Consider the following 24,827-nt stretch of genomic DNA (forward strand, 5'->3'; position numbering starts at 1 on the left):
ATGTCCGAGCTGCCGACGCGACGAGAGCGTCGACTCGCCGAGGTGAGTCGTGCCCGCGCCGCCGCCGCCGAACCGGCGACGGTCGCGATCGACGTCCGTGCACCCCAGCCGGTGCCCGAGGTCGTGACCGGCCGTCGCCGTGACCGCGGTGGTCCGGCCGAGGAGCGCACCCGGGTGCTCGGCATCCTCAACGTCACCCCCGACTCGTTCAGCGACGGCGGTCTGCACCAGGCCTACGACGCCGCCGTGCAGCACGCACGTGACCTCGTCGCCGCCGGTGCCGACGTCATCGACGTCGGTGGCGAGTCCACCCGGCCCGGGTCCGAGCGCGTGCCCGTGCCCGTCGAGCAGGAACGCGTGCTGCCGGTCGTGCAGCAGCTCGTCGCCGAGGGCATCCCGGTCAGTGTCGACACGATGAACGCCGCGACGGCCGAGCGTGCCGTCGACCTCGGTGCCGCCATCGTCAACGACGTCTCCGGTGGCCTCGCCGACCCGGACATGGCCCGCGTCGTGGCGTCCACGGGCGTCGGCTTCGTCGTCATGCACTGGCGGGGACACAGCGACCGGATGTACCGCAACGCCGAGTACACCCACGCCGTCGAAGAAGTCCGTCGCGAGGTCGAGCTCCGCGTCGCCGAGCTCATCGTGCTCGGCGTCCGGCAGGAGCAGGTCGTCATCGACCCGGGCCTCGGCTTCGCCAAGCACGGCGTGCAGAACTGGGAGATCCTGGCCGGCTACGAGCGCTTCGCCTCCATCGGCCTGCCGGTGCTCGTCGCCGCCTCACGCAAGCGGTTCCTCGACGGTGTCGGGAGCCCCGAGGGCGCTCCTCCCAGGGAGCGCGACCTCGCCACCGCCGCCATCAGCCTGCTCGCCGCCGAACGCGGCGCGTGGGGTGTGCGCGTGCACGACCCGGCACCGACCCGTGCCGTGCTCGACGTCTGGGACGCCTGGAGGGCAGCTCGATCGTGAACGACACCATCCGACTCACCGGGGTCCGCGCCCGCGGACACCACGGCGTCTTCGACCACGAGCGCGAGGACGGCCAGGACTTCGTCGTCGACGTCGCCGTGGAGCTCGACGCCCGTGCGGCCTCGGGCAGCGACGACCTCGACGCCACCGTGCACTACGGCGTGCTCGCCGAGCAGGTCGTCGCCGAGATCGAACGCGACCCCGTCGACCTGATCGAGACGCTGGCCGAGCGCATCGCCGCGGCCGTGCTCACCCACCGTGCCGCGCTGGCGACCGAGGTCACGGTGCACAAGCCGCAGGCGCCGATCACCGTGCCGTTCACCGACGTCTCGATCACCATCCACCGCAGCCGCGGCACCACGGTGCCGGACGAGGAAGAAGAATGACCCACCGGGTCGTCGTCGCCCTCGGTGCGAACCTCGGTGACCGGGGGAGCACCCTCCGCGCGGCGGCCACCGCGATCGCCGCCCTGCCCGGGGTGGTGCCGGTGGCCTCGAGCCGCGAGGTCGAGTCGGTCGCCGTGACCCTGGACGGGCTCGACACCTCGAAGCCCCGCTACCGGAACGCCGTCGTGGTCGTCGAGACCGACCTCGAGCCGCAGCCCTTCCTCGACGCCCTGCACGGCATCGAGGACGCCCACGGCCGCACGCGCGAGGTCCGGTGGGGCGACCGCACCCTCGACCTCGACGTCGTCGCCGTGGACGACCTGCGGATCGCCACGGACACACTGGTCGTGCCGCACCCCCGGGCAGCGGAGCGCGCCTTCGTGCTCGCCCCGTGGCTCGACGCCGACCCCGATGCCGTCCTGCCCGGCGCCGGACCGGTGGCCGACCTGCTCGCCGCCGTGGGGGACGACACCGAGCGCGTCGACGAGCCGCGCCTGTTCGCGGAGCCGGCACGGGCCTCCAGACCGGCGGGGAGCGCGACCAGCGCATGAAGCCCACCCGCGCCTCCACGCTGCTCAGCATCGCCGTCGTGACGGTGGCCGCCGGGTTCGCCCTCGACGCCGTCCTGGCGTCGCGCCAGCTGCCGACGTTCCTGTTCTCGCTCCCGCTCGGCATCACGCTCGCGTTCATCGGCGTCGCCGTCGTGCTGATGGCCAGACCGGTGCGCCGCCACGCACGCGAGGGCGCCGGGCGGCAGCGGCCCGTCGACCCGCTCTACGCGACCCGCGTCGTCGTGCTCGCGAAGGCGTCCAGCATCTGCGGCACGCTGCTCGGTGGGTTCGCCCTGGGCCTGGTGCTGTACCTGCTGACCCGTTCCGCGACGCCTTCGCTAGGCTCGACCCTGCCGAACGTGATCGCCGTCGGGGGCGGGATCGTCCTGACGGTCTGCGCACTGGTCGCGGAACGGATGTGCGTCGCACCCCCGGGTGACGACGACGACCGTGACGATCCCCGCAACGGCTCGACGACGGTGAACTGACCGAGCAACCCCAGGAGGCCGCGATGCCGCGTGAACGACTCGACGAGCCGGGCCTCGGCCTCGGTGGGATCTCCTGGCACCGGGTGTCCACGAAGCTCGTGTGGACCGAACTCATCGCCACGCTCGTGATCGGTGTCGTGCTCACCGCGGGCTTCGTGCTCATCGGGGTCGTCAACGACGGCTTCGGTTCCGGGGCCGGCACCGTCTGGCTCTCCGTCGGCATCGCGGTCGCGGTCACCACGGCGATCACCGCCGCGCTCACGCCCCGACGGGTCCGGGCCATCGGCTACGCGCTCCGCGACGACGACCTGGTCGTGCGCCGCGGGCTGATGTGGCAGCGCTTCACGGCCGTGCCCTACGGCCGGATGCAGCTCGTCGACGTCGCCCGGGGCCCGCTCGACCGGGCGCTCGGCATGAGCGAGCTGAAGTTCGTCACCGCCGCCGCCGCGACCAACGTGCGGATCCCCGGTGTGCCGGCAGCGGACGCCGACGAGCTGCGCGACCGCCTCGTCGAGCTCGCCGAGTCCCGTCGCGCCGGACTGTAGGGGCCGTTCGTGACCTTCCGACCCGGCACCCCGCCGCCCGCTCCGCCCGCTCCGCCCGCGCCGCCCACCGGGGGCAACGCGGCCGCCGCGGCACCCCTGACCGACGGCGAGTGGCACCGCCTGCACCCGCTCACCCCGCTGCTCAAGGGCGGGATCTTCCTCATCGTCGTCCTCGGCTACGTGCTGAACAGCCTGCGGGACCAGCTCGTCGAGTTCTTCATCCCCGGCGACCAGCAGGAGGACGGTGACCCGGTCCGGTACGTGTACGAGCACGGCGTCGTCGGCTGGGTCCTGCTCGGCATCGTGGTGCTGCTCCTGGTGCTGATCGGGCTGTTCTACCTGTCCTGGCGCATGCACGAGTTCCGCGTCACCGGCGAGATCGTCGAGGTGCGCTCCGGCGTGCTGTTCCGGAACCACCGCAAGGCCCGGCTCGACCGGATCCAGGGCATCAACATCCAGCGGCCGCTCGTGCCCCGGGTGTTCGGTACCGCCAAGCTCGAGATCGCGCAGGCCGGCAACGACGCCAACGTGCAGCTCGCCTACCTCGGGGTCCGCGCCGCCGACGACCTGCGGCAGCGGATCCTGGTGCTGGCGTCCGGCGCCAAGGACGACGACGGCCACGGTGGTCCGTCGCGGCAGTCGCACGGCGCACTGCAGGACCGCGTCGACGAGATGTTCTCGCCCGAGCTCGACCCGGCGGCCGTGCACGCCACCCGCATCGTCAAGGTGCGCCCGGGGCGGCTGATCGTGTCGATGCTGCTGTCCGGCACGACGCTGTTCCTGCTGCTCGTCATCGCCGGCATGATCGTCAGCGTCGCCCTCACCGGCGAGTTCGCGGTGCTGTTCGGGCTGTTCCCCGCCGTCCTCGGTGCCGGCGGGTACTACGTCCGCAAGTTCTCCCGCTCGTTGCAGTACACGATCGCCGAGACGCGTGACGGCATCCGGATCGGCTTCGGGCTGGTCTCGACGTCGAACGAGACGCTGCCGCCCGGGCGCATCCACGCCGTGAGCGTCGCGCAGCCGCTGCTGTGGCGCCCGTTCGGCTGGTGGGACATCCGCATCAACCGTGCGACGAGCGCCGGCAACGGGGCGTCCAGCAACCAGCAGGTGTCCTCGATCGTGCTGCCCGTGGGCACGACGGCGGACGTCCGCGAGGTCCTCGACATCATCCTGCCGGGGCTCGTCGGCACCGTCGTCGCCGGCCCCGAGGCCTCGCCGGAAGCCCTGCGCGAGGGCGCGGCCGAAGCCGTGGACGTCGTCGACGACAGCCTCACCACCTCGGGTGACCGCGGCGGCTTCGTGCACTCCCCACGGCGAGGCGCGTGGCTCCGCCCGTTCGCGTTCCGGCGCAACGGCTACCGGTTCGTGCAGGGCGCGGTGCTGCTGCGGCTCGGCGCCGTCTGGCGGTCGCTCGTCATCGTGCCGCTGCCCCGCGTGCAGAGCGTCAAGGTCGAGCAGGGACCGCTCGAGCGTGCCCTGCGGGTCGCGACCGTCCACGTCCACACCGTCGCCGGTCCGGTCTCGGCACGCATCGGCGCGCTCGACGCGCGTGACGCGCAGCGCTTCTGGTCCGAGACCACCCAGCGCGCCGTCGATGCCGCCGCCGTCGACACGACCCACCGCTGGCGCGAACGGGAGGCCCGCCCCGCGTCCGCCACACACGCTGCGGACGCACCGTGGCCCGGGTCCGGAGCCCCTGCCGGGCCCGCCGCGGCCCACCGGCAGGACGCCGCGCCTCCCGGCCCGGGGTGGGGCGACGTCCCGCCCACCGGAGCCGCACGATGAGGGCCGGGCGTCTCGGGGTCGGCATCGTCGGCGCCGGACGGGTCGGACCCGTCCTCGGAGCAGCCCTGGCGAACGCGGAGCACGCCGTCGTCGGCGTGACCGCCGTGTCGGAAGAGGGCCGCGACCGTGCCGAGGCGATGCTGCCCGGCGCCCCGGTGCTCGCGACGCCCGACCTGGTCGAGCGCAGCGAACTCGTCCTGCTCGCGGTGCCGGACGACCAGCTCGCCTCGCTCGTGCAGGGGTTGGCCGACGCCGGCATCTGGCAGCCCGGGCAGCTCGTCGTGCACACCAGCCCGGACCACGGCGTCGGCATCCTCGCCCCGGCGATGGCGGCCGGCGCGATCCCGCTCGCGATCCACCCCGCGATGGCGTTCACGGGCACCAGCGTCGACCTGTCACGGCTCCGTGACGCGTACTGCGCGGTGACCGCTCCGGCACCCGTGCTGCCGATCGCGCAGGCCCTGGTGGTCGAGATGGGCGCCGAGCCGTTCGTCGTGGCGGAGGGCGACCGGCCCGCGTACGCCGATGCGGTGCGGGCGGCCGTGAGCTTCTCGACGGCGATCGTCGACCAGTCCGCAGGCACCCTGTCCGGCATCGGTGTCGAACACCCGGGTCGCGTCCTCGGGGCGCTCGTCCGCTCCGCCGTCGACAACGCGCTGACCGCGGCCGACGGGCAGTCGACGCTCTAGCGCTACCGGGGCCGGGGCGGGGCGGGGCGGGGCGGGGTCGCGGTCGGTCGGCGGTCGGTCATGACTCCCCGCTCAGTTCCCCCGAGTGGTCACGACCTGTCGGCTGCGAGCGCTCCGGCCGACAGATCGTGACCGGCGGGCGTGATGCATGCGGGGTGTTGTGACCGCGGCCTCGGCTCCTGGTCCGGCGGGCACGGTTCCGGGGCGGGAGCGTGGCGCGGGTAGCATTTCCCCCGACCCCCACGACCATCGGAGCCGCACCCGCATGACCGACGAGACCGTCACCCCCGACACCGCGATCACCGACGCCGCCGCACTGGCCGAGCAGGAGACCAGCGAGCAGCGACAGGTCCGGCTCGACAAGCGGGCGAAGCTGCTGGAGTCGGGCATCGAGGCGTACCCCGCCGAGCTCCCCCTCACCACGACGATCCCGGCCGTGCGCGAGCAGTACGCGCACCTGGAGACCGGCGAGGAGACCCAGGACGTCGTCGGCATCGCGGGCCGTGTCGTGTTCTCGCGCAACACCGGCAAGCTCTGCTTCGCGTCGCTGCAGTCCGGCGACGGCGCACGCATCCAGGCGATGGTCTCCCTGGCCGAGGTGGGGGACGACTCCCTCGCCCGCTGGAAGGAGTTCGTCGACCTCGGTGACCACGTGTTCGTGCACGGCCGCGTGATCTCCTCGCGCCGCGGCGAGCTGTCGATCATGGTCGACGACTGGGCGATCGCGGCGAAGGCAATCCTGCCGCTGCCGAACCTGCACAACGAGCTCAACGAGGAGACGCGGGTCCGCCAGCGCTACCTCGACCTCATCGTCCGCGACGAAGCCCGCGCCACCGTGCGTGCCCGAGCTGCCGTGATGGCGTCGCTCCGCCAGACCTTCACCGCCCACGAGTACCTCGAGGTCGAGACCCCGATGCTGCAGACCCAGCACGGCGGCGCCTCGGCCCGACCGTTCGTGACGCACTCGAACGCCTTCGACACCGAGCTGTTCCTGCGCATCGCCCCCGAGCTGTTCCTGAAGCGGGCCGTCGTCGGTGGCATCGACCGGGTGTTCGAGATCAACCGCAACTTCCGGAACGAGGGTGCCGACTCGTCGCACTCGCCCGAGTTCGCGATGGTCGAGGCGTACCAGGCGTACGGCAACTACGAGCAGATGGCCGACCTGACCCAGGAGCTCGTGCAGAACGCGACCCGCGCCGTCACCGGTGGTGCGCTCGAGGTCACCCTGCCCGACGGCAGCACCTACGACCTGGGTGGCGAGTGGCCCCGCATCGACATGTACGGCTCGCTGTCCGAGGCCGCCGGGCGCGAGATCAGCCCGGAGACCCCGCTGTCCGAGCTGCAGGCGCTCGCCGAGGCCGAGGGCGTCGAGGTCGCCCACGCCACGCACGGCAAGTACGTCGAGGAGCTCTGGGAGCACTTCGTCATCGACTCGCTCGACCGTCCGACCTTCGTGATGAACTTCCCGGTCGACACCTCGCCGCTCACCCGGCAGCACCGCACCCGTCCGGGCGTCGTCGAGAAGTGGGACCTGTACGTCCGTGGCTTCGAGCTCGGCACGGCGTACTCCGAGCTCGTCGACCCGGTCGTGCAGCGGGAGCGCTTCGTCGAGCAGGCGAAGCTCGCGGCCGGCGGCGACCTCGAGGCGATGCGTGTGGACGAGGACTTCCTGCGGGCGCTCGAGCACGCGATGCCCCCGTCGGGCGGCATGGGCATGGGGATCGACCGCCTGCTGATGGCCATCACGGGCCTCGGCATCCGCGAGACGATCCTGTTCCCGCTCGTCAAATAACTCCGAGTCCACCGGGGTACGATGCTCGGGTGCCTGAAGGAGTCGTAAGCGGGATCGTCTTCGCCCTGACGCCGACCATCGTCGTCGGCCTGATCTTCTGGTTCGTGATGCGCGCGATCATGCGTGCCGACCGGACCGAGCGCGCTGCGTACGCCAAGGTCGAGGCCGAAGAGCGCGCCCGATTCGAGCGCGAGCACGGTCGTCCCGCGCCGGCTCCGACCCCCGGCGAGTAGCCGCCCGCGCACGATCCACTTCACCCCGTGTTCACCGCGCGGTGTGATCGTGTCGCGCATGCCGACCTCCCCCGATCCCGTCGACGACCTCGACGACCTCGACCTCGACGTGGAGGACGCCTTCGGGCACCGGGTGTCGGGCACGTCCGGCTCGCCCAACGGCGCGGACGGCCGTGGCGGAGCCACCGGCGTCGCCGACGGCGGAGCCCTCGACGACGAGGGCGACGTCGACGACCTCGACGTCTGAGCGCCGACGGACCGTCACACACCGTTCACCTCGCCGACGCGTGCCGGGGTGAGCATCGTCCGCATGGCAACCACCGCACATCCCTTCACGGGCCGCAGCCTCGTCGGGGACATCGAGAGCGAGTACGACGAGTTCGACCGAGACGCCGACCTCGAGGTGTCCAAGCGCCGGGACGGGTGGCTCGAACCCTCCTGGTGACCCCCACCCATCCCTTGTTCGGGGTACGACGACCAGATCGCACTGATCGGGTCGCACGTACCCCTTTTGCATGTCCGGAGTACGCAGTCGCTCGGGGTACACGGTTGGAAACGCTGGTGAAACACGTCTGCAACGCCGGAAACACGGCAGTTCCGGCTTGATCCGGGGCCTGATGGGGGACCAGACTGGCGGTGTGCTGTACCCCGCTGGGGATGCTGCCGAGGGTGAAGCACGGAGATCCCTGAGAATCGCTCCGAACGATTTGTGGGGTACACCTCCGGGCCGCTTTACTCATCAGCACCCCCCGGTACCACCCCACGAAGCCATCACCGTCGAACGCAGGGAGAAACACCATGACGATCGCAACGGCTGCACCCAGCACCACCCGCCGCACCGCCACCAAGAAGGCATCGGCATCGAAGACCGCGACCGCCGAGTCCGCCACCACCTCCCTCGACACCGAGGTCGAGGCCGACGAGCAGCTCGCCGGTGTCCGCGGTGCCTCGGTCGACCAGGTCGGCGACTACCTCCGTCACATCGGCCGTCTCTCGCTCCTCACCGCCGAGGAAGAAGCGCAGATCGCCCGCCGCATCGAGGTCGGGCTCTTCGCCGAAGAGAAGCTCGCCACCGAGAAGGGTCTGGCGAAGACCCTGCAGCGTGAACTCCGCTGGCTCGTCCGCGACGGTGAGCGCGCCAAGGAGCGCATGATCACCTCGAACCTCCGCCTCGTCGTGAGCATCGCCAAGCGGTACTCGCAGCGCGGCCTGCCCTTCATGGACGTCATCCAGGAAGGCAACCTCGGCCTGGTCCGTGCGGTCGAGAAGTTCGACTTCACGCAGGGCTACAAGTTCTCGACCTACGCCACCTGGTGGATCCGCCAGGCGATCTCGCGTGGTCTCGCCGACAAGGCGCGCACGATCCGCATCCCGGTGCACACCGTCGAGCTCATCAACAAGATCTCGCGCACCGAGCGTGACCTGACCGTCGACCTCGGCCGCGCGCCGATGCCGGAAGAGGTCGCGGCCGAGCTGAGCATGAGCGTCGAGGAGCTCGTCGACCTCAAGGGCCGCTCGCACGAGCCGGTCTCGATCCACACGGTCGTCGGCGACTCGGACGACAGCGAACTCGGTGACTTCATCGAGGACGAGGACGCCGCCAGCCCGAACGAGCTCACCGAGACGACGCTGCTGCACCGCGACATCCGCTCCATCGTCTCCGAGCTGCCGAGCGACGAGGCCAACGTCATCCGCATGCGCTACGGCCTGGACGACGACAAGCCGATGACGCTCGACGAGATCTCGAAGATCGTGCACACGACCCGCCAGGCCGTCAGCCGGGTGGAGTCGCGCGCCAAGCTGCGCCTGTTCGCCAAGGCGGTCTCGCAGGACATGCAGCTGTACCTGACCGACTAGGTCAGTGGACTTCGGCCGGCACGCTCACCCGTGTCGGCGCGGGGAAACCGGGTCGTTCTGTGGGAAGACGATCCGGTGGGGTGATGGGACGGCCCGCTCGGGCACTGCTCGAGCGGGCCATTCACGTGCCCGGGGCACTCGCCCGCGGTGTCAGTCGTCGATCTCGCGCCGGAGCTTCTGCCGCAGGTCGCTCGGGATGAGCTCGACCAGCTGGTCGGGCCGCACCGGCAGGTCGAGCAGGCTGAGTTTCACGCGGCCGGTGCGCCCGTGCCGCTCGGCATCGAGGCGCACCACGCTGCCGGCGTCCTTGCGGAGTCGCATGTCGATCTGCGCCCCGGTCGCGACCTCGCCGACCACGAGCCCGTCGACCTCGAGCGCTGCGCTCCTGGTGCCCTCGGCGATGTCGAAGCGGTAGCGCTCGCGCGCGGAGAGCACCACGGAGCGGTCGATCCCCGCCATCGGCGCGACCGGGGTCACCACGGAGCCGGAGAGTGCGGGGGAGAGCACCGGGCCGCCGGCGGCGTAGTTGTACGCGGTGGAGCCCGCCGGAGTGGCGGCCACGATGGCGTCGGCGCGGTAGTACCCGTACCCGAGGCCGCCGACGCTCAGGTCGGCCGAGACCTGCCCGGAGCCGGGCCGCCGCACGATGGTCAGGTCGTTGAACGCCAGGTAGTCGGTGCGGGCGCCGCCCCAGGACAGCCGGGCCTCGAGCGCGTGGTGCGGCTCGAGCTGGTACTCGCCGGCGGACAACCGGTCGAGCGCGCTCTCGAGTTCGGGCGGTTCGATCTCGACCAGGAACCCGACGTTGCCGTAGTTCACGCCGAGGACGGGCACGGGGCGGCTCGCCACGAGCCGCATCGCGCCGAGCATGGTGCCGTCGCCGCCGAGCGCCACGACCAGGTCGACGCGGTCGGTGAAGTCGTCGTCGTCGACCACCTCGACCCCGCCACCGATGCGCTGGGCGTCCGCGCGGCGGGCGAGCAGTTCGCCCTGGCCGGACGCGTTCCAGCGCTGCAGGGTCGTGACGGACTCCTGCACGTTCTTGGTCGGGTGGACGACGAGGCCGACGACGGGCTGCTCCATGAGCGGATCGTACCGAGCGGACCTCCGATACGGGCTGGTCGATCGAACAGGTATGCGATATTCTGAATACATGCAGACCGCTCAGCTCTCCGTCGCCCTCCCTTCCGTCCGGCACGGCCGCGAGATCGTGCTGCTCGCCGACCTCGAATCCCACGAGTCCGGCTTCGGGTTCGTCGACGCCGAGCACCTGCTCCTCGCGGCCGTCACCCTGTGTGCCGGCATGCCCCGCTTCCGGCCGGTCCTCGACGCCCACCGGGTCTCGCCCGACGCCGTCCGGGCGAGCATCCGCGCGTTCGTCGGGGCGCACACCACCTGCCCCGGCGAGCACGACCGGGTCGCCTGCACGCCCGCCGCGATGCGCGTGCTCGCCCGAGCCGCGACGATCGCCGGTCGATCGGAACGCATCCGGCCGCCGCACGTCGTGCTCGCCGTGCTCGACGCCGTCGACGACCCGCTCGCCGGATCGGCGCACGACGTCCTCGACGCCCTCGGCGTCGACCCGCGTCGCTTCCGACGTGACCTGCGTCGCGCGGTGCGGTGCGCCTGACCCAGCGCGGCCACAGCGCAGACGGGAGGCCCGTGGCGGGATCGCCACGGGCCTCCCGTCTGTACGGCCGACGCGGCGCTGGCGCGTCGGTTCGGTGCCGGCGGCGGGGCCCTGTCCGTCTCGTCGTTCGCTCACTGCGCACAAGACGCACGTCGGTCACGCCCACGGCGAACAGGGGCAGCCCGCGGGGGGAGCGCTGGTTACTCTCGAAGTACTTGGCCGGACTCACACGAGACCGGCACAGCGTCGGCTCCGCTCATCAGGGGCCAAGGGAGAGCACATGTTCGAGAGATTCACCGACCGGGCCCGTCGTGTTGTCGTCCTCGCTCAAGAAGAAGCGAAGATGCTCAACCACAACTACATCGGCACCGAGCACATCCTCCTCGGCCTCATCCACGAGGGCGAGGGCGTCGCTGCCAAGGCGCTGGAGTCGCTGGGCATCTCGCTCGACGCCGTGCGCGAGCAGGTCCAGGACATCATCGGGCAGGGCCAGCAGCAGCCGACCGGGCACATCCCGTTCACGCCGCGCGCCAAGAAGGTGCTCGAGCTGTCCCTGCGTGAGGCGCTGCAGCTCGGCCACAACTACATCGGCACGGAGCACATCCTGCTCGGTCTGATCCGCGAGGGCGAGGGTGTCGCAGCTCAGGTCCTCGTGAAGCTCGGCGCCGACCTGAACCGGGTGCGCCAGCAGGTCATCCAGCTCCTGTCCGGCTACCAGGGCAAGGAAGCGGTCGCCGTCGGCGGCGAGCAGCAGCAGAACGCGCAGCAGGGTTCGCAGGTCCTCGACCAGTTCGGTCGCAACCTCACCCAGGCCGCGCGCGACGGCAAGCTCGACCCCGTCATCGGGCGCGAGAAGGAGATGGAGCGGGTCATGCAGATCCTCTCCCGCCGCTCCAAGAACAACCCCGTCCTGATCGGTGAGCCCGGCGTCGGCAAGACCGCCGTCGTCGAGGGCCTCGCCCAGGCGATCGTCAAGGGCGACGTGCCCGAGACGCTGAAGGACAAGCAGCTCTACTCGCTCGACCTCGGGTCGCTCATCGCCGGGTCCCGCTACCGCGGCGACTTCGAGGAGCGCCTGAAGAAGGTCACGAAGGAGATCCGCACCCGCGGCGACATCATCGTCTTCATCGACGAGATCCACACGCTCGTCGGTGCCGGTGCAGCCGAGGGCGCGATCGACGCCGCGTCGATCCTCAAGCCGCTCCTCGCCCGCGGAGAGCTCCAGACCATCGGTGCCACCACGCTCGACGAGTACCGCAAGCACTTCGAGAAGGACGCCGCACTCGAGCGTCGCTTCCAGCCGGTGCAGGTCAACGAGCCGTCGCTGCCCCACGCGATCAACATCCTCAAGGGTCTGCGCGACAAGTACGAGGCGTTCCACAAGGTGTCCATCACCGACGGTGCGATCGTCGCCGCGGCGAACCTGGCGGACCGCTACGTGCAGGACCGCTTCCTGCCCGACAAGGCCATCGACCTGATCGACGAGGCCGGTGCCCGCCTGCGCCTGTCGATCCTGTCGGCGCCGCCGGAGCTCCGTGAGTTCGACGAGAAGATCTCGACGGTCCGCGGGTCGAAGGAAGCCGCCATCGAGGAGCAGGACTTCGAGAAGGCCGCGAGCCTGCGCGACGAGGAGAAGAAGCTCCTCGGCGAGCGTCTCCGCCTCGAGAAGCAGTGGCGTGCCGGTGACGTGGCCGCGTCCGGCACCGTCGACGAGGGCATCATCGCCGAGGTCCTGGCGCAGGCCACGGGCATCCCGGTGTTCAAGCTCACCGAAGAGGAGACGTCGCGTCTCGTCTTCATGGAGAAGGCACTGCACGAGCGCGTCATCGGTCAGGAAGAGGCCATCTCGGCCCTGTCCAAGACGATCCGCCGCACCCGTGCCGGCCTGAAGGACCCGAACCGTCCTTCCGGCTCGTTCATCTTCGCCGGCCCCACGGGCGTCGGGAAGACCGAGCTCGCCAAGGCACTCGCCGAGTTCCTGTTCGACGACGAGGGTGCGCTGATCTCCCTCGACATGTCGGAGTTCGGTGAGAAGCACACCGTGTCCCGCCTGTTCGGCGCCCCTCCCGGGTTCGTCGGGTTCGAGGAGGGCGGCCAGCTCACCGAGAAGGTGCGCCGCAAGCCGTTCTCCGTGGTCCTGTTCGACGAGATCGAGAAGGCCCACCCGGACATCTTCAACTCGCTGCTGCAGGTGCTCGAGGAAGGCCGTCTCACCGACGGTCAGGGCCGCGTGGTCGACTTCAAGAACACCGTCATCATCATGACCACGAACCTCGGTTCGCAGGGCATCGCCGGTGGCCCGGTGGGCTTCCAGGTCGAGGGTGACTCGGCCGTCGGCTACGACCGCATGCGCGGCAAGGTCAACGAGGAGCTCAAGAAGCACTTCAAGCCCGAGTTCCTGAACCGTGTCGACGACACGATCGTGTTCCCGCAGCTGTCGCAGCCCGAGCTGCTGCAGATCGTGGACCTGTTCGTGAAGCGTCTGGCCGACCGTCTGCTCGACCGCGACATGACCGTCGAGCTCACGCTGCCGGCCAAGGAGCAGCTCATCAAGGTCGGGTTCGACCCGTCCCTCGGTGCTCGGCCCCTGCGTCGCGCGATGCAGCACGAGGTCGAGGACCAGCTGTCCGAGCACATCCTGCAGGGTGAGCTCAACGCCGGTGACCACGTGAAGGTCGACTTCGTCGACGGTGCGTTCCACTTCGAGACCGGGCGTCAGCCGGGCCGCGAAGAGGTCCTCGCCGGTGCAGCCGCGGTCGAGGCCGCGACCGACACGCCCCAGGGTGAGATCGAGTCCTAGGACCTGACACTCCACGAACAGGAGGCTCGGTGCCAGCTGGCACCGGGCCTCCTGTCCGTTCTCGGGTCGCGTCCAGATCTCCACCCGCCGATCTGCGCGTCGTGCGCCCATCGGCCCCCGTCCGGGGGTACTGTTGTGGCAACGCGCGAGACGTTCCCCCCAACTCCTCGCGCGTCGCGCTCGACCGGTTCCCCCCAACGGGTCGAGACGCAGCTGGCCCCGGTCTGTTCGCAGACCGGGGCCGTTGCACGTTTCAGGGGTGGTGCCGCCGGTCGGCCGTGCGGGCGGGCGTCCGCCGCGTCAGGCGGCGTCCGGCAGCTGTGCGGCGAAGTCGCGGACGGCGCGCTCCCAGCGCTCCGGGTCCTCGTTCCACTCCAGCGTGTGCGGAGCCGTGCGGAAGGCGAGGGCGGTGGCACCCGACCGTGCAGCCACCGTGGCGACGTCGTCGGCGGCGACCAGGGCGTCCGCCTCGGAGTGGATCAGCAGCGTCGGCGTCGCGGAGTCCTGCCAGGTCGTCGTCGTGACGGGCATCGAGGCCCCGGCGAGACGGGACAGCACGTTCGTGGTCGCGATGCGGCCGGCGACGGTCCCGACGAAGGCGGGCAGGCGTGCACCACGGACGGCGCCGCGGAGTGCCGAGGCGACGTCGAGCAGCGGGGAGACGGCGACGATCCCGTCGACGTCCACCCGGCCGGCGGCGACGGAGCAGGCGAGGGCTCCGGCGGACCAGCCCTGCAGGACGACGCGCCGGGCACCGCGGGCACGGGCGGCGCGGACGGCGGCGACGATGCGCTCCGCGGCCCCGGCATCGAGGGAGCGGAGCGGCAGGTCGGTGGTGTCGATGACCTGGGACGACGCACCGAGCGAACGCCAGACCCCGACGCCCCGCAGCACCTGGCGCGGGCCGAGGGACTGTCCGTGTACGTGGATCACGTGCGTTGTGGCGGCCTCGGGCTCGGTGCCGGGCACGTCGTCCGGTCCGTCGTACCGCATGGCGTCCCAGGCCCACTCGCCGGTCGGTACGGGGCCGGTCGCACTGCGTCGGACGGTGTCGCCGTCGCCGCTGGCCCCGTCCTCGGCGCTCGCGGTGGTGATCGCGCCGACCTGCACCCGGGTACCGTCCCGCTGCAGGTCGTAGGTGCCCGGCAGGCGGGTGTCGCGGGTGGCGGTGAGCTCGACCTCGGTGTCCGTGGCACGGCGGACCGTGGCGGTCGCCGTGTAGGGCGTGGGGAACAGCAGCCGCCGTGCGACGAAGGCGCTGAGGCCGAGCGTGCCGACCGCCCCCGCTGCGGTGCCGAGTGCCGTGATGCGTGCGCCGGTCATGTGATCTCCCTGAGTCGTGCCGTGGTGAGCGTCGCAGCGGCCGGCACTGCCTGCCCGGCCTCGCGCGCGCGGTCTTCGATCTCGACGGAGAGCCGGTGCTGCCGGCTCCGCCACTGGCGACGCTGCCACACGATCGTGAAGTAGAGCCCGGTGTTGCCCGAAGCCGTCTCGAGCCGACGGAGTTCCGGCTCGAGGGCGCGGAACCGGCGTCGGGCGGCCCGCCAGTCGCGGAACTCACGAGCGGCGTCGGGCAGCACACCGCCGGCCGCACCGATGGCGAGCAGGACCATCGAGCCGAGGAACACCGGGGTGTAGAGCTTCGACAGCACCCCCACCGCGCCGTCGGCACCGGCGACGTGCACGGCGTCCAGGGCGATCGCGATGCCGGCGAGCAGCACCAGCCCGGCGGCGCCGACGACGAAGAGCCAGTACAGGCGGCCGAGTCCGTCCCCGCTCCGGAACCCGCGCAGCACGGCGACGGCGGACCGGGCGATGACGATGGCGATGTAGGTCATCTCGACGGCGGAGTACAGCGCGGTCGGCAGCTGGTCGCCGTAGACCACCATGAACTGTGCCGTCGGGGTCGGTGCGTCGATGCGACTGAACAGCACGACGAGGGCGACGAGCACGAGCACGCAGCCGATGATGCGGCTGGCGCGCAGGAGCTTGGCGGAGCGCGCCGCTGCCTCGACCGACTGCGCGAGGGCGAACATGCCGCACACCATCAGGCAGCGGCCGATCAGGTCGGCGATGTTCGGCACGTTCGTCACGCCGGCGAGGAACGTGGTGACGTCGGGCTGGTTGATCGTGAGCCCCACCGCGACACAGCTGCAGCAGACCATCAGCCAGGTGACGCTGGCCGACTGGGTGCGCACGAGGAACAGCCGGACGACCAGGACCGCCAGGATGAGCCAGACCGGGATCGATCCCCAGACGTGCAGTGTCATCGCATCACCGGAAGATCCCGGGGTGACCCTCGGGGTCGAGCAGCCCGATCCGCAGCGCGAGCTGGTCGGCGACGAGTTCGACGGCCTGCTCGTGCGGGGTGTCCAGCGAACGGGTGAACGCCGTCCGGCCGGTGAGCAGCCCCGTGTACGCCTGGTGGTCGCAGCCGGTGTCGTCCATGAACACGTGGGCGAGCTCGTGCAGCACGCAGGCGACCCGGGAGCGCTCGGACAGCCCGGGGCGCGTCTCGAGCAGGGCGTGGTCGGTGCGCTGGATGAGCCGCGCGGACAGGTCGCCCGGCAGCTCGGTGGTGCGCACGTGGATGGGCTTGCCGAGCGCCGCCTCGGCCCGCGCGGTCAGTTCCGGCAGGGTCAGCCGGCGGGGGAGCCCGAGACGCTGCACGCGACGACGGGCCTCGGTCTGCCGGCGCAGGGCGCCGAACCGGTCGCGGTTCCCGCTCACGGGGTGCCGCCCGACTCGTCGAGCCGACGCAGGTGGTCGGTGAAGTCGCGGATCTCGTCCGCCGAGGCGAACTCGCCCAGACGCCGGGTGGCGAACGCCACGACCTCGCGCTTGCGCAGTTCGAGCACGAGCTCGAGCTGCGCCTGCACCCGCTCGGGCACGTCCGTGTTGCCGGCGGCGTCGGTCAGGTACTCCGCCGGGACGCCGAAGTAGGCCGCCAGGGCCGCCAGGAGTCGCTGGTCACGGACGGCCGGACCGTTGCCGCCGAGCATGTAGCCCCAGCGCGGTCGGCTCATCGACGCACCCTGCGCCTCGATCTCGGCGGCGATCTCCTTGTACGGGGGTCGCTGACCCGAGTTGGCCTCGACGACGTCCATCAGGAGCTGCAGTTTGCGCGACAGTTCCCGACGGTGTGCGTCGTCGTCGTTGTACTCGATCACGTGTACCCACTCTCACATCTGTCTCAGACATGATAAAACTGATCCAGCGCGTCAGCCGGTGTCACCACTCTGCCAGGCTCGCGCTCGCTCGTCAGGTCGGCATTTCGATGGGGGGATGCCGAACGGGGGACGACGAACGGGAGGCGCGGTGCCAGCTGGCACCGCGCCTCCCGTTCGTCGTGTGGTGCGGACTACGCCTGCACGTCGCCGCGCCAGCCCGGCTGGGTCGGCGCGTTCTCGACGCGCTCCTTGTAGTTCTGCAGGTCCTTCTTGACGGCGTGGCCGCCGACGCCCACGGCGGAGCCGAGCTTCTCGAGGAAGCCGGACGGCTCCCAGTCGATCTGCACGGTGACGCGCGTCTCGTCGTCCGAGAGCTTGTGGAAGGTGACGACACCGGCGTGGTCGGTCTCGCCGTCCTTCACGGTCCACGCGACACGCTCGTCGGGGTGCTGCTCGGTGATCACGGCACGGAACTCGCGCTCCTGGCCGGCGACCTTCACGGTCCAGTCGGTGGTCTTGTCGTCCACCTGGACGATCTTCTCGACCTCGTCGAGGAAGTGCGGGAACTCCTCGAAGCGGGTCCACTGGTCGTAGGCCGGGCGGACGGGGACGTTGACGTCGACGGTTTCGATGATCTGAGGCATGTACCGGACGGTAGGCCGATCGACCTGGGCGGCACTCAGCAGCGCTGTCCCCCTGCGACACCAGTAGTGTGGGGCGGATGACAGAGCACGGGAAGCACGCGTTCCACGAGCGCGACGACCACGGGATCCTCGTGCGTCCGGCGCTCGCGTCGGACGTCCCGCACATCCAGCGGCTCATCGCCCCCTACGTCGACCGGCGCATCCTGCTCGGCAAGGAGAACGTCGCCCTGTACGGCTCGATCCAGCAGTTCCGGATCGCCGAGGGTCCCGACGGCACCCCCATCGGGTGCGGCGCGCTCGCCGTCTTCTGGGACGACATCGCCGAGGTCCGCACCCTGGCCCTCGACGAGCAGTGGATCCACAAGCGCGTCGGGCACCGGATGCTCGAGGCGCTCGAACACGACGCCCGCGAACTCGGCGTCGCCCGGATCTTCTGCCTGACCTTCGAGGTCGACTTCTTCACGAAGCACGGGTACCTGGAGATCGGCGAGAGCGTCGTCCCGCCCGAGGTCTACGCCGAACTGGTCCGCTCGTCGGACGAAGGGGTTGCGGAGTTCCTCGACCTCGCCCGGGTCAAGCCGAACACCCTCGGCAACACCCGCATGCTGAAGAACCTCTGACGCTTTCTCGTGCCGCCCGGCGGGGTGGCCGTGCGTGGCCCGCGCCGTTGTCTACCCTGTGCGCATGTCGTCGTTGCGTCACCCCGTCGGACCCGAGAAGCCGGTCGTCTACTGGCGTCGCCGGGCGCTCGTGCTCGGGGCGCTGCTGGTCGTCGTCCTGGTCGTGGTGCTCATCGTCGTCGGGCGGGGGAGCGGGGCCACGTCGGCGGCGCCGAGCGCGTCGGCCTCTGCCGGCGCCGGCGCCGGGTCTGGTGCCGGTGCGTCGTCTGCCGGGTCTGCCGGTTCCGGTTCTGGGTCCTCGCGGTCTGCGGCGCCGAAGCCGTCCGCCTCGGCTGCTGCGACGAAGCCCGCTGCTGCCGACGGCTCGACCTGCACGAAGGACCAGATCGTCCTGACCCCGGTGCTCGACAAGTCGGCGTACGGCCCCACCGAGGACCCGAAGATCGCGATGTCGATCAAGAACTCGGGCACGAACTCCTGCCACCTGGACCTCGGGTCGGCGCAGCAGGTGCTGACGATCAGCTCCGGCCAGGAGCAGTACTGGTCGTCGAAGGACTGCCAGACCGGCGGCACGAACCAGGACGTCACGATCAAGTCCGGGCAGACGCTCACGACCCCCGCGATCGCGTGGGACCGCACCCGCTCGTCCACGTCGACGTGCGACTCGTCACGGCCGGCCGTCACCGCCGGGGGAGCGAGCTACCACCTGCAGGTCGCCGTCGGGAACCTCGAGTCGAAGACCTCGGTGCAGTTCATCCTGCAGTAGGCGGCGGGTTCGCGGTTCGCGGTTCGCGGTTCGCGGTTCGCGATTCCGATCCGTTCCCTTCCGGCTGCGCTGTGCCGATCAGGGGCGCCGGGAACAGCAACAGGCCCCGTCGTCCGAAGACGACGGGGCCTGTTCAAGCTGATGTGATCAGCCGAGGACGGTGATGTTCTCCGCCTGCGGGCCCTTGCGGCCCTCGGTGATGTCGAACTCCACCTTCTGGTTCTCCTCGAGCGACTTGTAGCCGTTGCCAGCAATCGCAGAGAAGTGCGCGAAGACGTCAGCGCTGCCGTCGTCCGGGGCGATGAAGCCGAAGCCCTTTTCGTTGTTGAACCACTTGACGGTACCGGTAGATGCCATGATGGCGTTTCCTTAGCTTTCTTGCTTCCGCCAAGGTGCAGATGCACCGACGGAGACCCCGACGTACGTCGACGGGGGTAATGCGCCACGCGGGCAGGTGCCGGCGGGACGGGTTCGGGGTCAGGCCTGTCGGCCAGTGACCCTGGGGCCCGGGTTGAGGGGCAAACCACCTCGCCCGGACGTTGAGCGCCGCCGAAGCGGTTCCATCAGGCTAGCGTGCTCTGGGCCGACTGGCTACCCGTGCGTCCCGGAACGTCGAAAATCTGGTGGAATTGAGCTGATGGCAGACAAGGAACAGCGCTTCCGCAGCGAACAGCTCGAGGAAGCCCTCGCGAAGCAGGACGTCGCCGCGGTGGCGTTCGCGCTCCGCCACGACATCGTGATCGTCCCCCGGCTCGTCACCGGCAAGAAGGACATGCAGGTGCGGGTGTTCGGCCGTGAGGGGTCGGACAAGCGCATCCTGCTGCTGTTCTCGTCGGCGGACGCCTACACGGCGATGGTGCCGGACGAGAAGATCCGGCAGGTGATGGTCTACGACGGACCGCGGCTCGAGGAGTTCCTGGCCGCCCACCTCGACATGCTCGAGGGCGTGTTCTTCGACATCGCCGGCCCGCACACCATGCAGGCTGCACCGGCGGACCTGCTGGCCGCTTTGCGCGCGTAGCGCCTCAGAACGCGCGGTCGAGCTCGCGTTCGCGCGGGGACTGCGTCATCGAGAAGGCCACCCGCAGGGCTTCGCGCAGGTGCCCGGAATCCGAGCCGAGCACCGTGGTGAACCCGAGGCGGGTGGCCTCGTTCACGCGCTGCTTCGTGCCCGTGGCCGGACGGATCTCGCCGGCGAGGCTGATCTCGCCCACGGCTGCGAGCGTGTGCGGGTACGGACGGTCTCGTGCGGCGCTCGCGAGGGCCAGCGCGATCGCCAGGTCGGCGCCGGGCTCGGTGAGCTTCATGCCGCCCACCGTGGACACGTAGACATCGGCGTCGGACAGCTTCAGGCCGGCGCGTCGTTCGAGGACCGCGAGCAGCATCGCCACACGCGAGGCATCGACACCGTTCACGACCCGGCGTGGCTGTGGCGCGGAACTGGGGACGATGAGGGCCTGCACCTCGACCGGCAGTGCTCGACGCCCTTCGAGTGCGACGGTGACGCAGGTGCCGGACACCGGGGTGGTGTTCTTCGACATGAACAGGCCGCTGGGGTCGGGGACCTCGTGGATGCCGTCGCCGCCCATGTCGAAGCACCCGACCTCGTCCGTGGGGCCGAAGCGGTTCTTGAGCGCCCGGACGAAGCGCAGGGCGGTCTGCCGGTCGCCCTCGAAGTGGCAGACGACGTCGACCAGGTGCTCGAGCAGCCGCGGGCCGGCGATCGTGCCGTCCTTCGTGACGTGGCCGACGATGAGGACGGGCAGGGCGCGGTCCTTCGCGATGCGGATCAGGGTCGAGGCGACCTCGCGCACCTGGGACGTGCCGCCCGCGATGCCGTCGATCGAGCTCGACGAGATGGTCTGCACGGAGTCGGCGATGAGCAGGTCGGGCTGCACCTGGTCGATCTGGCCGATGATGACGCCGAGGTCCACTTCGCTCGCCAGGTACAGGTCGTCGTGCATCGCCCCGGTGCGTTCGGCACGGAGCCGGACCTGGTCGACGGACTCTTCGGCGCTGACGTAGAGGACGCGCTTGCCCGAGGCCGCGGCTCGCGAGGCGACCTCGAGCAGCAGGGTCGACTTGCCGACACCCGGCTCGCCGCTCAGCAGGACGGCCGCACCCGGCACCACGCCGCCGCCGAGGACGCGGTCGAACTCGCCGATGCCGGTCTGCCAACGCTGCACCGAGGTGCCGCGGGCTTCGGTGATCGGTCGTGCGGCCCGGGCACCGGTGACGGCGACCGCGGACGTGCCCCGGGTGCTCGCCGACGCCGCAGAGCTGTCCTCGACGGTGCCCCAGGTCTGGCACTCACCGCACCGGCCGACCCACTTGATGCTGGTCCAGCCGCACTCGGTGCAACGGTAGAGGGACTGCGGGCGCGCCATGTCGTCGAGGCTAGGCCGTACGGCCGACATCACCGGCGCGGTCGCCCGGCTCGTCCGGTCCGCCGTGTCCGCCTGACTCGTCGCCGTCGTCGGGTACCGCGATGGACCCCGTCATCCGGTGGCGCAGGCGCTCGACCGGTCCCGGAGCCTGCCGTGAGGCGTGGTCGAGCGCTTCGGCGCCGTCGGTGTCCTGCTCGGCGCGGGCGTTCGCGACCGCGCCGGCTTCGCGACCGAGGTTCTCGGCCTCGCGCACGGACAGGTAGTGCCGGATCGCCGCCACGGTGTCGACCCTGGCGTCGACCGCCGGCTCGAACGCGCTCGCCCAGACCTCGTAGCCGCGGTCGTTCGGGTGGAAGAGGTCGCCGTAGCTGTTGAAGAAGGTGCGGCGGACACCGACGCGCTTCGTGATGGTGTGCAGCGGCGCCACCGTCAGCCCGAACTCGTCGGCCACCCGGTGCACGATCTCGTTTGCCACCGCCACCTTGCGCTCCCGGTCCGGCACGAACATGCACGGCAACTCGGCCACCACTGCGTGCGAGGGGACCGCGCCGTAGATCGCCCGGATGTTCCGCTCGAACTTGTCCGGGTCGAAGTCGGCGATGTCGTTCGCCCCGATCGACACCGTGCAGATGTCGGGCGCGTAGTGCCGGAGCTTCGGCAGCTGGTCACGCTTCGCGCCCCACGTGGTCGAACCGGAGACGCTGAGGTTCACCACCCGCACGGACATGTGCGAGCGGTGCCGGATGCGCCGGGTCAGGAGCCCCACGTAGCCGCGGCCGGGGGCGGTCGCGCCGACGCCCTGCGCTGCCGAATCACCGATCGCCACGTAGAGCAGCTGCCCCTCGTGCTGCTGTCGTTCCCGCCACCAGTCGGCGTGGATCGGGAGCATGTCGACGACCCGTTGCGCCGCTGCCCGTTGGCCCTTCACACCAGCGCGGGCACCGAGGGCTGCGGCACCGACGACGCCGAGGCTGCCGACGACGGAGGTGAGGAGTGCGATGAGCGTGCGGGTTCTCATGCCGTGGACGGTACGCCCGCCGGTCGTACCCGAGACGAGGGGGACCTGTGGGTGTGGGGAGAGCCCTGCAGGTGACCGCCTGTGGAGGGCGATCCGACCCGGGGTGTCATCACGGGCCTCCTGGATCGTGTAAACTCTTTCCCGGTACCGTGTCCGAGCGGCCGAAGGATCATGTCTCGAAAACATGTGTGGGGGTAACTCCACCGTGGGTTCAAATCCCACCGGTACCGCCAACGCGAAGAGCCCCAGATCCCCGTCACGACGGGCATCTGGGGCTCTTTCGCTTCGCCCCGGCGGCTTTGCCGGTAACCAGGCGGTAACGGAGCTTCTCGTGGCAGGTGTGAGCCACCGCAACCTCAGGGCGTCCCCAAAGCTCTACTGTTCCCGTGCCGAGCCGTCTATCTGGTTCGTCGCCCTCGTGCCGGGTATGCCCCGGTCCATGAATGAGTGTGCGTCATCTATGCTCGCATGGGCAAGGTCGGCCGCTGGCGTCGACAGTGGGGGCGTTCTTGATCTACCGCCTGTGGCGACGACCGCGTGTGCTGGATGCGAGAGTGACGAAAACTCTTCGGCACTGAAACGTTTGTCTAGCTGCTAGCGAGTCGTCGCGGCGGCAATGCTAAATCGTTCCGCGAGGAATTGTGGTTCGTGATAGGCATGAGGAACGCATTTTTATGTCTTAATTCTGGGAGGGGAAGCGGTTTGATAACAAAGCGGCGCGGTAAGGGGTTCTGGAAGACGGGAGCGTCAAGCAAGGAGGCCATCTCTGACCGTTTGGTTGAACTACTTCCCGCAGATGGCACTCCTCGAACCAACCGAGAACTCCGAGAGGCCCTCGGCCTGTCTGACTCCGAGTACTGGGCGGCTCGTAATTCTTTGCTTGAGCAGGGCGTTGTCACAAAGCTCTCCGGGAGGGGTGGGCGTACGGCACTCGTTCCGCGGGAGCAAGATTCCCGGCCGGTCGAAGGGAGGCAGTGGCTCCGTGGTACGGCATTCGTGCTGCTCATCTTGGCGGCGGTGGTTCTGGCTATTGCCGCCTGGTACCTTCTGTTTCAGCGCGCGAACACCAACTGGCTGTGGAATGGTTTGGGATTGGTGTTTGGTGCAGCAACGGTCGCGGCGGCGGGCGTTGCGTTGCTCATTTTTGTAGTACAAGAAGAAACCGCTCGTTTGGAAGGCGGCAACCAGGCGACGCTGTTGCGTAAGCTGAGTTTGCTCACTCAGCGGTCGGTCGACTATTCATCGACGGTGGCCGCGGGCTTCGACGAGCTCAAGACTACGATGAACGAGGCAGTACGGGCCGATCTGGCGTCTCCAGAGTTACCTACAGCGGAAGACGCTTCGGGCCAAGCGGGTGCACCCGAGGGGGACGAACCGGCCGAGGGTATAAAACTCTCATTGCTTGAAACTGAGGATGGTCGATATTACCGTCCAGGCGACGTTCCATTGTTTGTCATTTCGGACCTCGTGCGTTGGTGGCAGCAAGGCGGGCAAGTGGGGCGGTGGACGGTCTCAAGGCTGTCGGGTGGGTTCCGAGCTTGGAACAAGTCTCGAACTACGCAAGGTGTTCCTTGGGTTCTGACGTTCCAAGATGAAAAGGGCGTATCGAGAAGCTTCCGTTTATCGTATAGCGGCGCAAAGAAGGGGAAGCCACGCGTTAGCGAGCTCTCTGAAAAGGGTGGTTGGAACTCTCCTCCCGATGGTATTTGATCGGAGCAGTTGAAGGCGTGCTGTCCCTGGGTCTTAATATACGGATTCTCCTACCCGGGCCTACGCCGAGAAGTTGTGATAAGTGCCATTACCGTTGGTGTGAGTCGCATCACTTGAAGTGACCTGATACTGAGTATGCCTGCGGATGCAGGCAGCCGCTGAGGCAGTCGATCTCTGCGAGAATCTCGCCATGACAGATCCTCGGCAGTCGGGCCGGTGTCGGTTACTGCAGCGGCGAGGTCCTTGCGTATTGCCTGTAGGTAGACGGCATCGGGTGGGAGGGCCTCGTAGCGGGACTTCTTACGCGGACGCCTTAACGTCCAATCGGCTTCGAGCGCTTCGATGCGTAGCGGTGTGGCTTCCTCTCCGTCTACGGGTTGGCGTTCACCGCCGTCGTGCTGCTCTGACGGAGGGGTGCGCGTGAACGGAACTGCTCGAGCGCGGTGCCGATGGCAGCGCTGTCCGTCGTGTGCGTCCGCCCGTCGGGCTTGGGCGGCGTGGGCCGCGGGTACGTCACGACTGCGGCGTCGCCGCGCAGCGCGGTGCGTGCCGTCACCTGTGATCGCCCTGAACTCCCGATGAGCGGCCGGGAGGGTCCTGGGCTGTCTTCGTCATCGACGGCGAGCGGGCACACATCATCGAACCTCGTCGAGCGCGCCCCCTTCAAGCGATAGCGTTCGATCCGAGCGGCTTCCTGGACGACGGCTCCGTCGCCCAGTGGCATCGGGCTGCTGCGCCTCTGCCCGCGGATGAGGGCAGGTGCCAGAGCGCCGGCAAGAGGCGCATC

28 protein-coding genes and 1 tRNA gene are annotated in these 24,827 nt (G+C 69.9%); 19 read left to right on the top strand and 10 right to left on the bottom strand.

Going from position 1 to position 24,827, the window contains the following annotated elements; translation table 11 throughout:
- From folP to ACL00U_RS00765, 12 genes are all read left to right on the top strand, one after another.
- A complete protein-coding gene (gene folP / locus ACL00U_RS00710; protein ID WP_197068627.1) occupies positions 1 to 969 on the top strand; it encodes a dihydropteroate synthase in 969 nt (322 codons plus the stop codon).
- On the top strand, positions 966 to 1,355 hold the full coding sequence (gene folB, locus ACL00U_RS00715) for a dihydroneopterin aldolase (protein WP_042537938.1): 390 nt from the start codon (positions 966 to 968) through the stop codon (positions 1,353 to 1,355). The genes folP and folB overlap by 4 nt, the downstream gene beginning before the upstream one ends.
- Positions 1,352 to 1,906, top strand: coding sequence for a 2-amino-4-hydroxy-6-hydroxymethyldihydropteridine diphosphokinase (folK, locus tag ACL00U_RS00720; RefSeq protein WP_159557095.1), 555 nt, complete (start codon positions 1,352 to 1,354; stop codon positions 1,904 to 1,906). Before folB ends, folK begins: the two co-directional genes overlap by 4 nt.
- Entirely contained in the window at positions 1,903 to 2,394 is a 492-nt protein-coding gene (locus tag ACL00U_RS00725; RefSeq protein WP_017887681.1) for a DUF3180 domain-containing protein, read from the top strand. The genes folK and ACL00U_RS00725 overlap by 4 nt, the downstream gene beginning before the upstream one ends.
- Before the next feature lie 23 nt (positions 2,395 to 2,417).
- Positions 2,418 to 2,939, top strand: coding sequence for a PH domain-containing protein (locus ACL00U_RS00730; protein WP_056072434.1), 522 nt, complete (start codon positions 2,418 to 2,420; stop codon positions 2,937 to 2,939).
- A gap of 9 nt (positions 2,940 to 2,948) precedes the next feature.
- Positions 2,949 to 4,724 (top strand): PH domain-containing protein, encoded by a 1,776-nt coding sequence (locus ACL00U_RS00735; RefSeq protein WP_214585185.1) that lies wholly within the window; start codon positions 2,949 to 2,951, stop codon positions 4,722 to 4,724.
- A complete protein-coding gene (locus ACL00U_RS00740; RefSeq protein WP_031260037.1) occupies positions 4,721 to 5,413 on the top strand; it encodes a Rossmann-like and DUF2520 domain-containing protein in 693 nt (230 codons plus the stop codon). Before ACL00U_RS00735 ends, ACL00U_RS00740 begins: the two co-directional genes overlap by 4 nt.
- A 265-nt stretch (positions 5,414 to 5,678) precedes the next feature.
- On the top strand, positions 5,679 to 7,205 hold the full coding sequence (gene lysS, locus ACL00U_RS00745; RefSeq protein ID WP_071249845.1) for a lysine--tRNA ligase: 1,527 nt from the start codon (positions 5,679 to 5,681) through the stop codon (positions 7,203 to 7,205).
- Positions 7,206 to 7,234: 29 nt separating this feature from the next.
- Positions 7,235 to 7,438: a hypothetical protein gene (locus ACL00U_RS00750; RefSeq protein WP_042536929.1), complete on the top strand. Its 204-nt coding sequence runs from the start codon at positions 7,235 to 7,237 to the stop codon at positions 7,436 to 7,438.
- A gap of 58 nt (positions 7,439 to 7,496) precedes the next feature.
- Complete coding sequence (locus ACL00U_RS00755; protein WP_214562669.1) at positions 7,497 to 7,685, top strand: hypothetical protein; 189 nt, start codon at positions 7,497 to 7,499, stop codon at positions 7,683 to 7,685.
- Positions 7,686 to 7,748: 63 nt separating this feature from the next.
- Positions 7,749 to 7,883, top strand: a complete 135-nt coding sequence (locus ACL00U_RS00760; RefSeq protein ID WP_258320880.1) for a hypothetical protein — start codon at positions 7,749 to 7,751, stop codon at positions 7,881 to 7,883.
- A gap of 353 nt (positions 7,884 to 8,236) precedes the next feature.
- Positions 8,237 to 9,295 (top strand): sigma-70 family RNA polymerase sigma factor, encoded by a 1,059-nt coding sequence (locus ACL00U_RS00765; protein WP_017887673.1) that lies wholly within the window; start codon positions 8,237 to 8,239, stop codon positions 9,293 to 9,295.
- 150 nt (positions 9,296 to 9,445) lie between these two features.
- Here ACL00U_RS00765 and ACL00U_RS00770 read toward each other — a convergent pair whose 3' ends face one another.
- A complete protein-coding gene (locus tag ACL00U_RS00770; RefSeq protein WP_017887672.1) occupies positions 9,446 to 10,378 on the bottom strand; it encodes an NAD(+)/NADH kinase in 933 nt (310 codons plus the stop codon).
- A gap of 70 nt (positions 10,379 to 10,448) precedes the next feature.
- On the opposite strand from ACL00U_RS00770, the gene ACL00U_RS00775 reads away from it, so the two are divergent.
- Together ACL00U_RS00775 and ACL00U_RS00780 are read left to right on the top strand one after the other, a co-directional pair.
- On the top strand, positions 10,449 to 10,925 hold the full coding sequence (locus tag ACL00U_RS00775) for a Clp protease N-terminal domain-containing protein (RefSeq protein WP_194589853.1): 477 nt from the start codon (positions 10,449 to 10,451) through the stop codon (positions 10,923 to 10,925).
- A 280-nt stretch (positions 10,926 to 11,205) separates the two neighbouring features.
- Positions 11,206 to 13,725: an ATP-dependent Clp protease ATP-binding subunit gene (locus ACL00U_RS00780; RefSeq protein ID WP_027467068.1), complete on the top strand. Its 2,520-nt coding sequence runs from the start codon at positions 11,206 to 11,208 to the stop codon at positions 13,723 to 13,725.
- Between the two features lie 300 nt (positions 13,726 to 14,025).
- On the opposite strand, the gene ACL00U_RS00785 is transcribed toward ACL00U_RS00780, so the two are convergent.
- From ACL00U_RS00785 to ACL00U_RS00805, 5 genes are all read right to left on the bottom strand, one after another.
- Complete coding sequence (locus tag ACL00U_RS00785; RefSeq protein ID WP_262118253.1) at positions 14,026 to 15,048, bottom strand: hypothetical protein; 1,023 nt, start codon at positions 15,046 to 15,048, stop codon at positions 14,026 to 14,028.
- Positions 15,045 to 15,995 (bottom strand): hypothetical protein, encoded by a 951-nt coding sequence (locus ACL00U_RS00790; protein ID WP_071249840.1) that lies wholly within the window; start codon positions 15,993 to 15,995, stop codon positions 15,045 to 15,047. The genes ACL00U_RS00785 and ACL00U_RS00790 overlap by 4 nt, the downstream gene beginning before the upstream one ends.
- Positions 15,996 to 15,999: 4 nt before the next feature.
- On the bottom strand, positions 16,000 to 16,455 hold the full coding sequence (locus tag ACL00U_RS00795) for a hypothetical protein (protein WP_259576418.1): 456 nt from the start codon (positions 16,453 to 16,455) through the stop codon (positions 16,000 to 16,002).
- On the bottom strand, positions 16,452 to 16,895 hold the full coding sequence (locus ACL00U_RS00800; protein WP_017887666.1) for a hypothetical protein: 444 nt from the start codon (positions 16,893 to 16,895) through the stop codon (positions 16,452 to 16,454). The genes ACL00U_RS00795 and ACL00U_RS00800 overlap by 4 nt, the downstream gene beginning before the upstream one ends.
- 191 nt (positions 16,896 to 17,086) lie before the next feature.
- Positions 17,087 to 17,539, bottom strand: a complete 453-nt coding sequence (locus tag ACL00U_RS00805; RefSeq protein WP_071249837.1) for an SRPBCC family protein — start codon at positions 17,537 to 17,539, stop codon at positions 17,087 to 17,089.
- A 77-nt stretch (positions 17,540 to 17,616) separates the two neighbouring features.
- On the opposite strand from ACL00U_RS00805, the gene ACL00U_RS00810 reads away from it, so the two are divergent.
- Both ACL00U_RS00810 and ACL00U_RS00815 read left to right on the top strand, forming a co-directional pair.
- Positions 17,617 to 18,159, top strand: a complete 543-nt coding sequence (locus ACL00U_RS00810) for an amino-acid N-acetyltransferase (RefSeq protein ID WP_042536938.1) — start codon at positions 17,617 to 17,619, stop codon at positions 18,157 to 18,159.
- 64 nt (positions 18,160 to 18,223) lie between these two features.
- Entirely contained in the window at positions 18,224 to 18,925 is a 702-nt protein-coding gene (locus tag ACL00U_RS00815; RefSeq protein ID WP_262118254.1) for a hypothetical protein, read from the top strand.
- A gap of 147 nt (positions 18,926 to 19,072) precedes the next feature.
- Here ACL00U_RS00815 and ACL00U_RS00820 read toward each other — a convergent pair whose 3' ends face one another.
- A complete protein-coding gene (locus ACL00U_RS00820) occupies positions 19,073 to 19,282 on the bottom strand; it encodes a transcription antiterminator/RNA stability regulator CspE (protein ID WP_017887662.1) in 210 nt (69 codons plus the stop codon).
- 280 nt (positions 19,283 to 19,562) lie between these two features.
- Here ACL00U_RS00820 and ACL00U_RS00825 point away from each other — a divergent pair, with 280 nt between their 5' ends.
- Positions 19,563 to 19,946, top strand: a complete 384-nt coding sequence (locus ACL00U_RS00825; RefSeq protein WP_017887661.1) for an SseB family protein — start codon at positions 19,563 to 19,565, stop codon at positions 19,944 to 19,946.
- A 4-nt stretch (positions 19,947 to 19,950) separates the two neighbouring features.
- Here the strand turns inward: ACL00U_RS00825 and radA are convergent, their stop codons facing one another.
- Together radA and ACL00U_RS00835 are read right to left on the bottom strand one after the other, a co-directional pair.
- Positions 19,951 to 21,312, bottom strand: a complete 1,362-nt coding sequence (gene radA, locus ACL00U_RS00830; protein WP_017887660.1) for a DNA repair protein RadA — start codon at positions 21,310 to 21,312, stop codon at positions 19,951 to 19,953.
- A 10-nt stretch (positions 21,313 to 21,322) separates the two neighbouring features.
- Complete coding sequence (locus ACL00U_RS00835; protein WP_412873710.1) at positions 21,323 to 22,330, bottom strand: SGNH/GDSL hydrolase family protein; 1,008 nt, start codon at positions 22,328 to 22,330, stop codon at positions 21,323 to 21,325.
- A gap of 143 nt (positions 22,331 to 22,473) precedes the next feature.
- Here ACL00U_RS00835 and ACL00U_RS00840 point away from each other — a divergent pair.
- Both ACL00U_RS00840 and ACL00U_RS00845 read left to right on the top strand, forming a co-directional pair.
- Positions 22,474 to 22,563: transfer RNA gene (locus ACL00U_RS00840), tRNA-Ser, on the top strand.
- A gap of 763 nt (positions 22,564 to 23,326) precedes the next feature.
- Positions 23,327 to 24,040, top strand: a complete 714-nt coding sequence (locus ACL00U_RS00845) for a hypothetical protein (RefSeq protein WP_156155258.1) — start codon at positions 23,327 to 23,329, stop codon at positions 24,038 to 24,040.
- A 370-nt stretch (positions 24,041 to 24,410) separates the two neighbouring features.
- Here the strand turns inward: ACL00U_RS00845 and ACL00U_RS00850 are convergent, their stop codons facing one another.
- Complete coding sequence (locus ACL00U_RS00850) at positions 24,411 to 24,596, bottom strand: hypothetical protein (RefSeq protein ID WP_042536943.1); 186 nt, start codon at positions 24,594 to 24,596, stop codon at positions 24,411 to 24,413.
- Between the last annotated feature and the right edge of the window lie 231 nt (positions 24,597 to 24,827).

Origin of the sequence: Curtobacterium poinsettiae, assembly GCF_047226435.1 — a bacterium.
Classification (GTDB): domain Bacteria; phylum Actinomycetota; class Actinomycetes; order Actinomycetales; family Microbacteriaceae; genus Curtobacterium; species Curtobacterium poinsettiae.

Coding starts and splice junctions, on each gene's coding strand:
- ACL00U_RS00725 (WP_017887681.1), top strand. CDS start 1,903: ATGAAGCCCACCCGCGCCTCCACGCTGCTCAGCATCGCCGTCGTGACG.
- ACL00U_RS00780 (WP_027467068.1), top strand. CDS start 11,206: ATGTTCGAGAGATTCACCGACCGGGCCCGTCGTGTTGTCGTCCTCGCT.
- ACL00U_RS00825 (WP_017887661.1), top strand. CDS start 19,563: ATGGCAGACAAGGAACAGCGCTTCCGCAGCGAACAGCTCGAGGAAGCC.
- ACL00U_RS00770 (WP_017887672.1), bottom strand. CDS start 10,378: ATGGAGCAGCCCGTCGTCGGCCTCGTCGTCCACCCGACCAAGAACGTG.
- ACL00U_RS00810 (WP_042536938.1), top strand. CDS start 17,617: ATGACAGAGCACGGGAAGCACGCGTTCCACGAGCGCGACGACCACGGG.
- folP (WP_197068627.1), top strand. CDS start 1: ATGTCCGAGCTGCCGACGCGACGAGAGCGTCGACTCGCCGAGGTGAGT.
- ACL00U_RS00820 (WP_017887662.1), bottom strand. CDS start 19,282: ATGGCATCTACCGGTACCGTCAAGTGGTTCAACAACGAAAAGGGCTTC.
- ACL00U_RS00805 (WP_071249837.1), bottom strand. CDS start 17,539: ATGCCTCAGATCATCGAAACCGTCGACGTCAACGTCCCCGTCCGCCCG.
- ACL00U_RS00740 (WP_031260037.1), top strand. CDS start 4,721: ATGAGGGCCGGGCGTCTCGGGGTCGGCATCGTCGGCGCCGGACGGGTC.
- ACL00U_RS00815 (WP_262118254.1), top strand. CDS start 18,224: ATGTCGTCGTTGCGTCACCCCGTCGGACCCGAGAAGCCGGTCGTCTAC.
- ACL00U_RS00790 (WP_071249840.1), bottom strand. CDS start 15,995: ATGACACTGCACGTCTGGGGATCGATCCCGGTCTGGCTCATCCTGGCG.
- ACL00U_RS00755 (WP_214562669.1), top strand. CDS start 7,497: ATGCCGACCTCCCCCGATCCCGTCGACGACCTCGACGACCTCGACCTC.
- ACL00U_RS00775 (WP_194589853.1), top strand. CDS start 10,449: ATGCAGACCGCTCAGCTCTCCGTCGCCCTCCCTTCCGTCCGGCACGGC.
- ACL00U_RS00765 (WP_017887673.1), top strand. CDS start 8,237: ATGACGATCGCAACGGCTGCACCCAGCACCACCCGCCGCACCGCCACC.
- folK (WP_159557095.1), top strand. CDS start 1,352: ATGACCCACCGGGTCGTCGTCGCCCTCGGTGCGAACCTCGGTGACCGG.
- radA (WP_017887660.1), bottom strand. CDS start 21,312: ATGGCGCGCCCGCAGTCCCTCTACCGTTGCACCGAGTGCGGCTGGACC.
- ACL00U_RS00835 (WP_412873710.1), bottom strand. CDS start 22,330: ATGAGAACCCGCACGCTCATCGCACTCCTCACCTCCGTCGTCGGCAGC.
- ACL00U_RS00730 (WP_056072434.1), top strand. CDS start 2,418: ATGCCGCGTGAACGACTCGACGAGCCGGGCCTCGGCCTCGGTGGGATC.
- lysS (WP_071249845.1), top strand. CDS start 5,679: ATGACCGACGAGACCGTCACCCCCGACACCGCGATCACCGACGCCGCC.
- ACL00U_RS00785 (WP_262118253.1), bottom strand. CDS start 15,048: ATGACCGGCGCACGCATCACGGCACTCGGCACCGCAGCGGGGGCGGTC.
- ACL00U_RS00760 (WP_258320880.1), top strand. CDS start 7,749: ATGGCAACCACCGCACATCCCTTCACGGGCCGCAGCCTCGTCGGGGAC.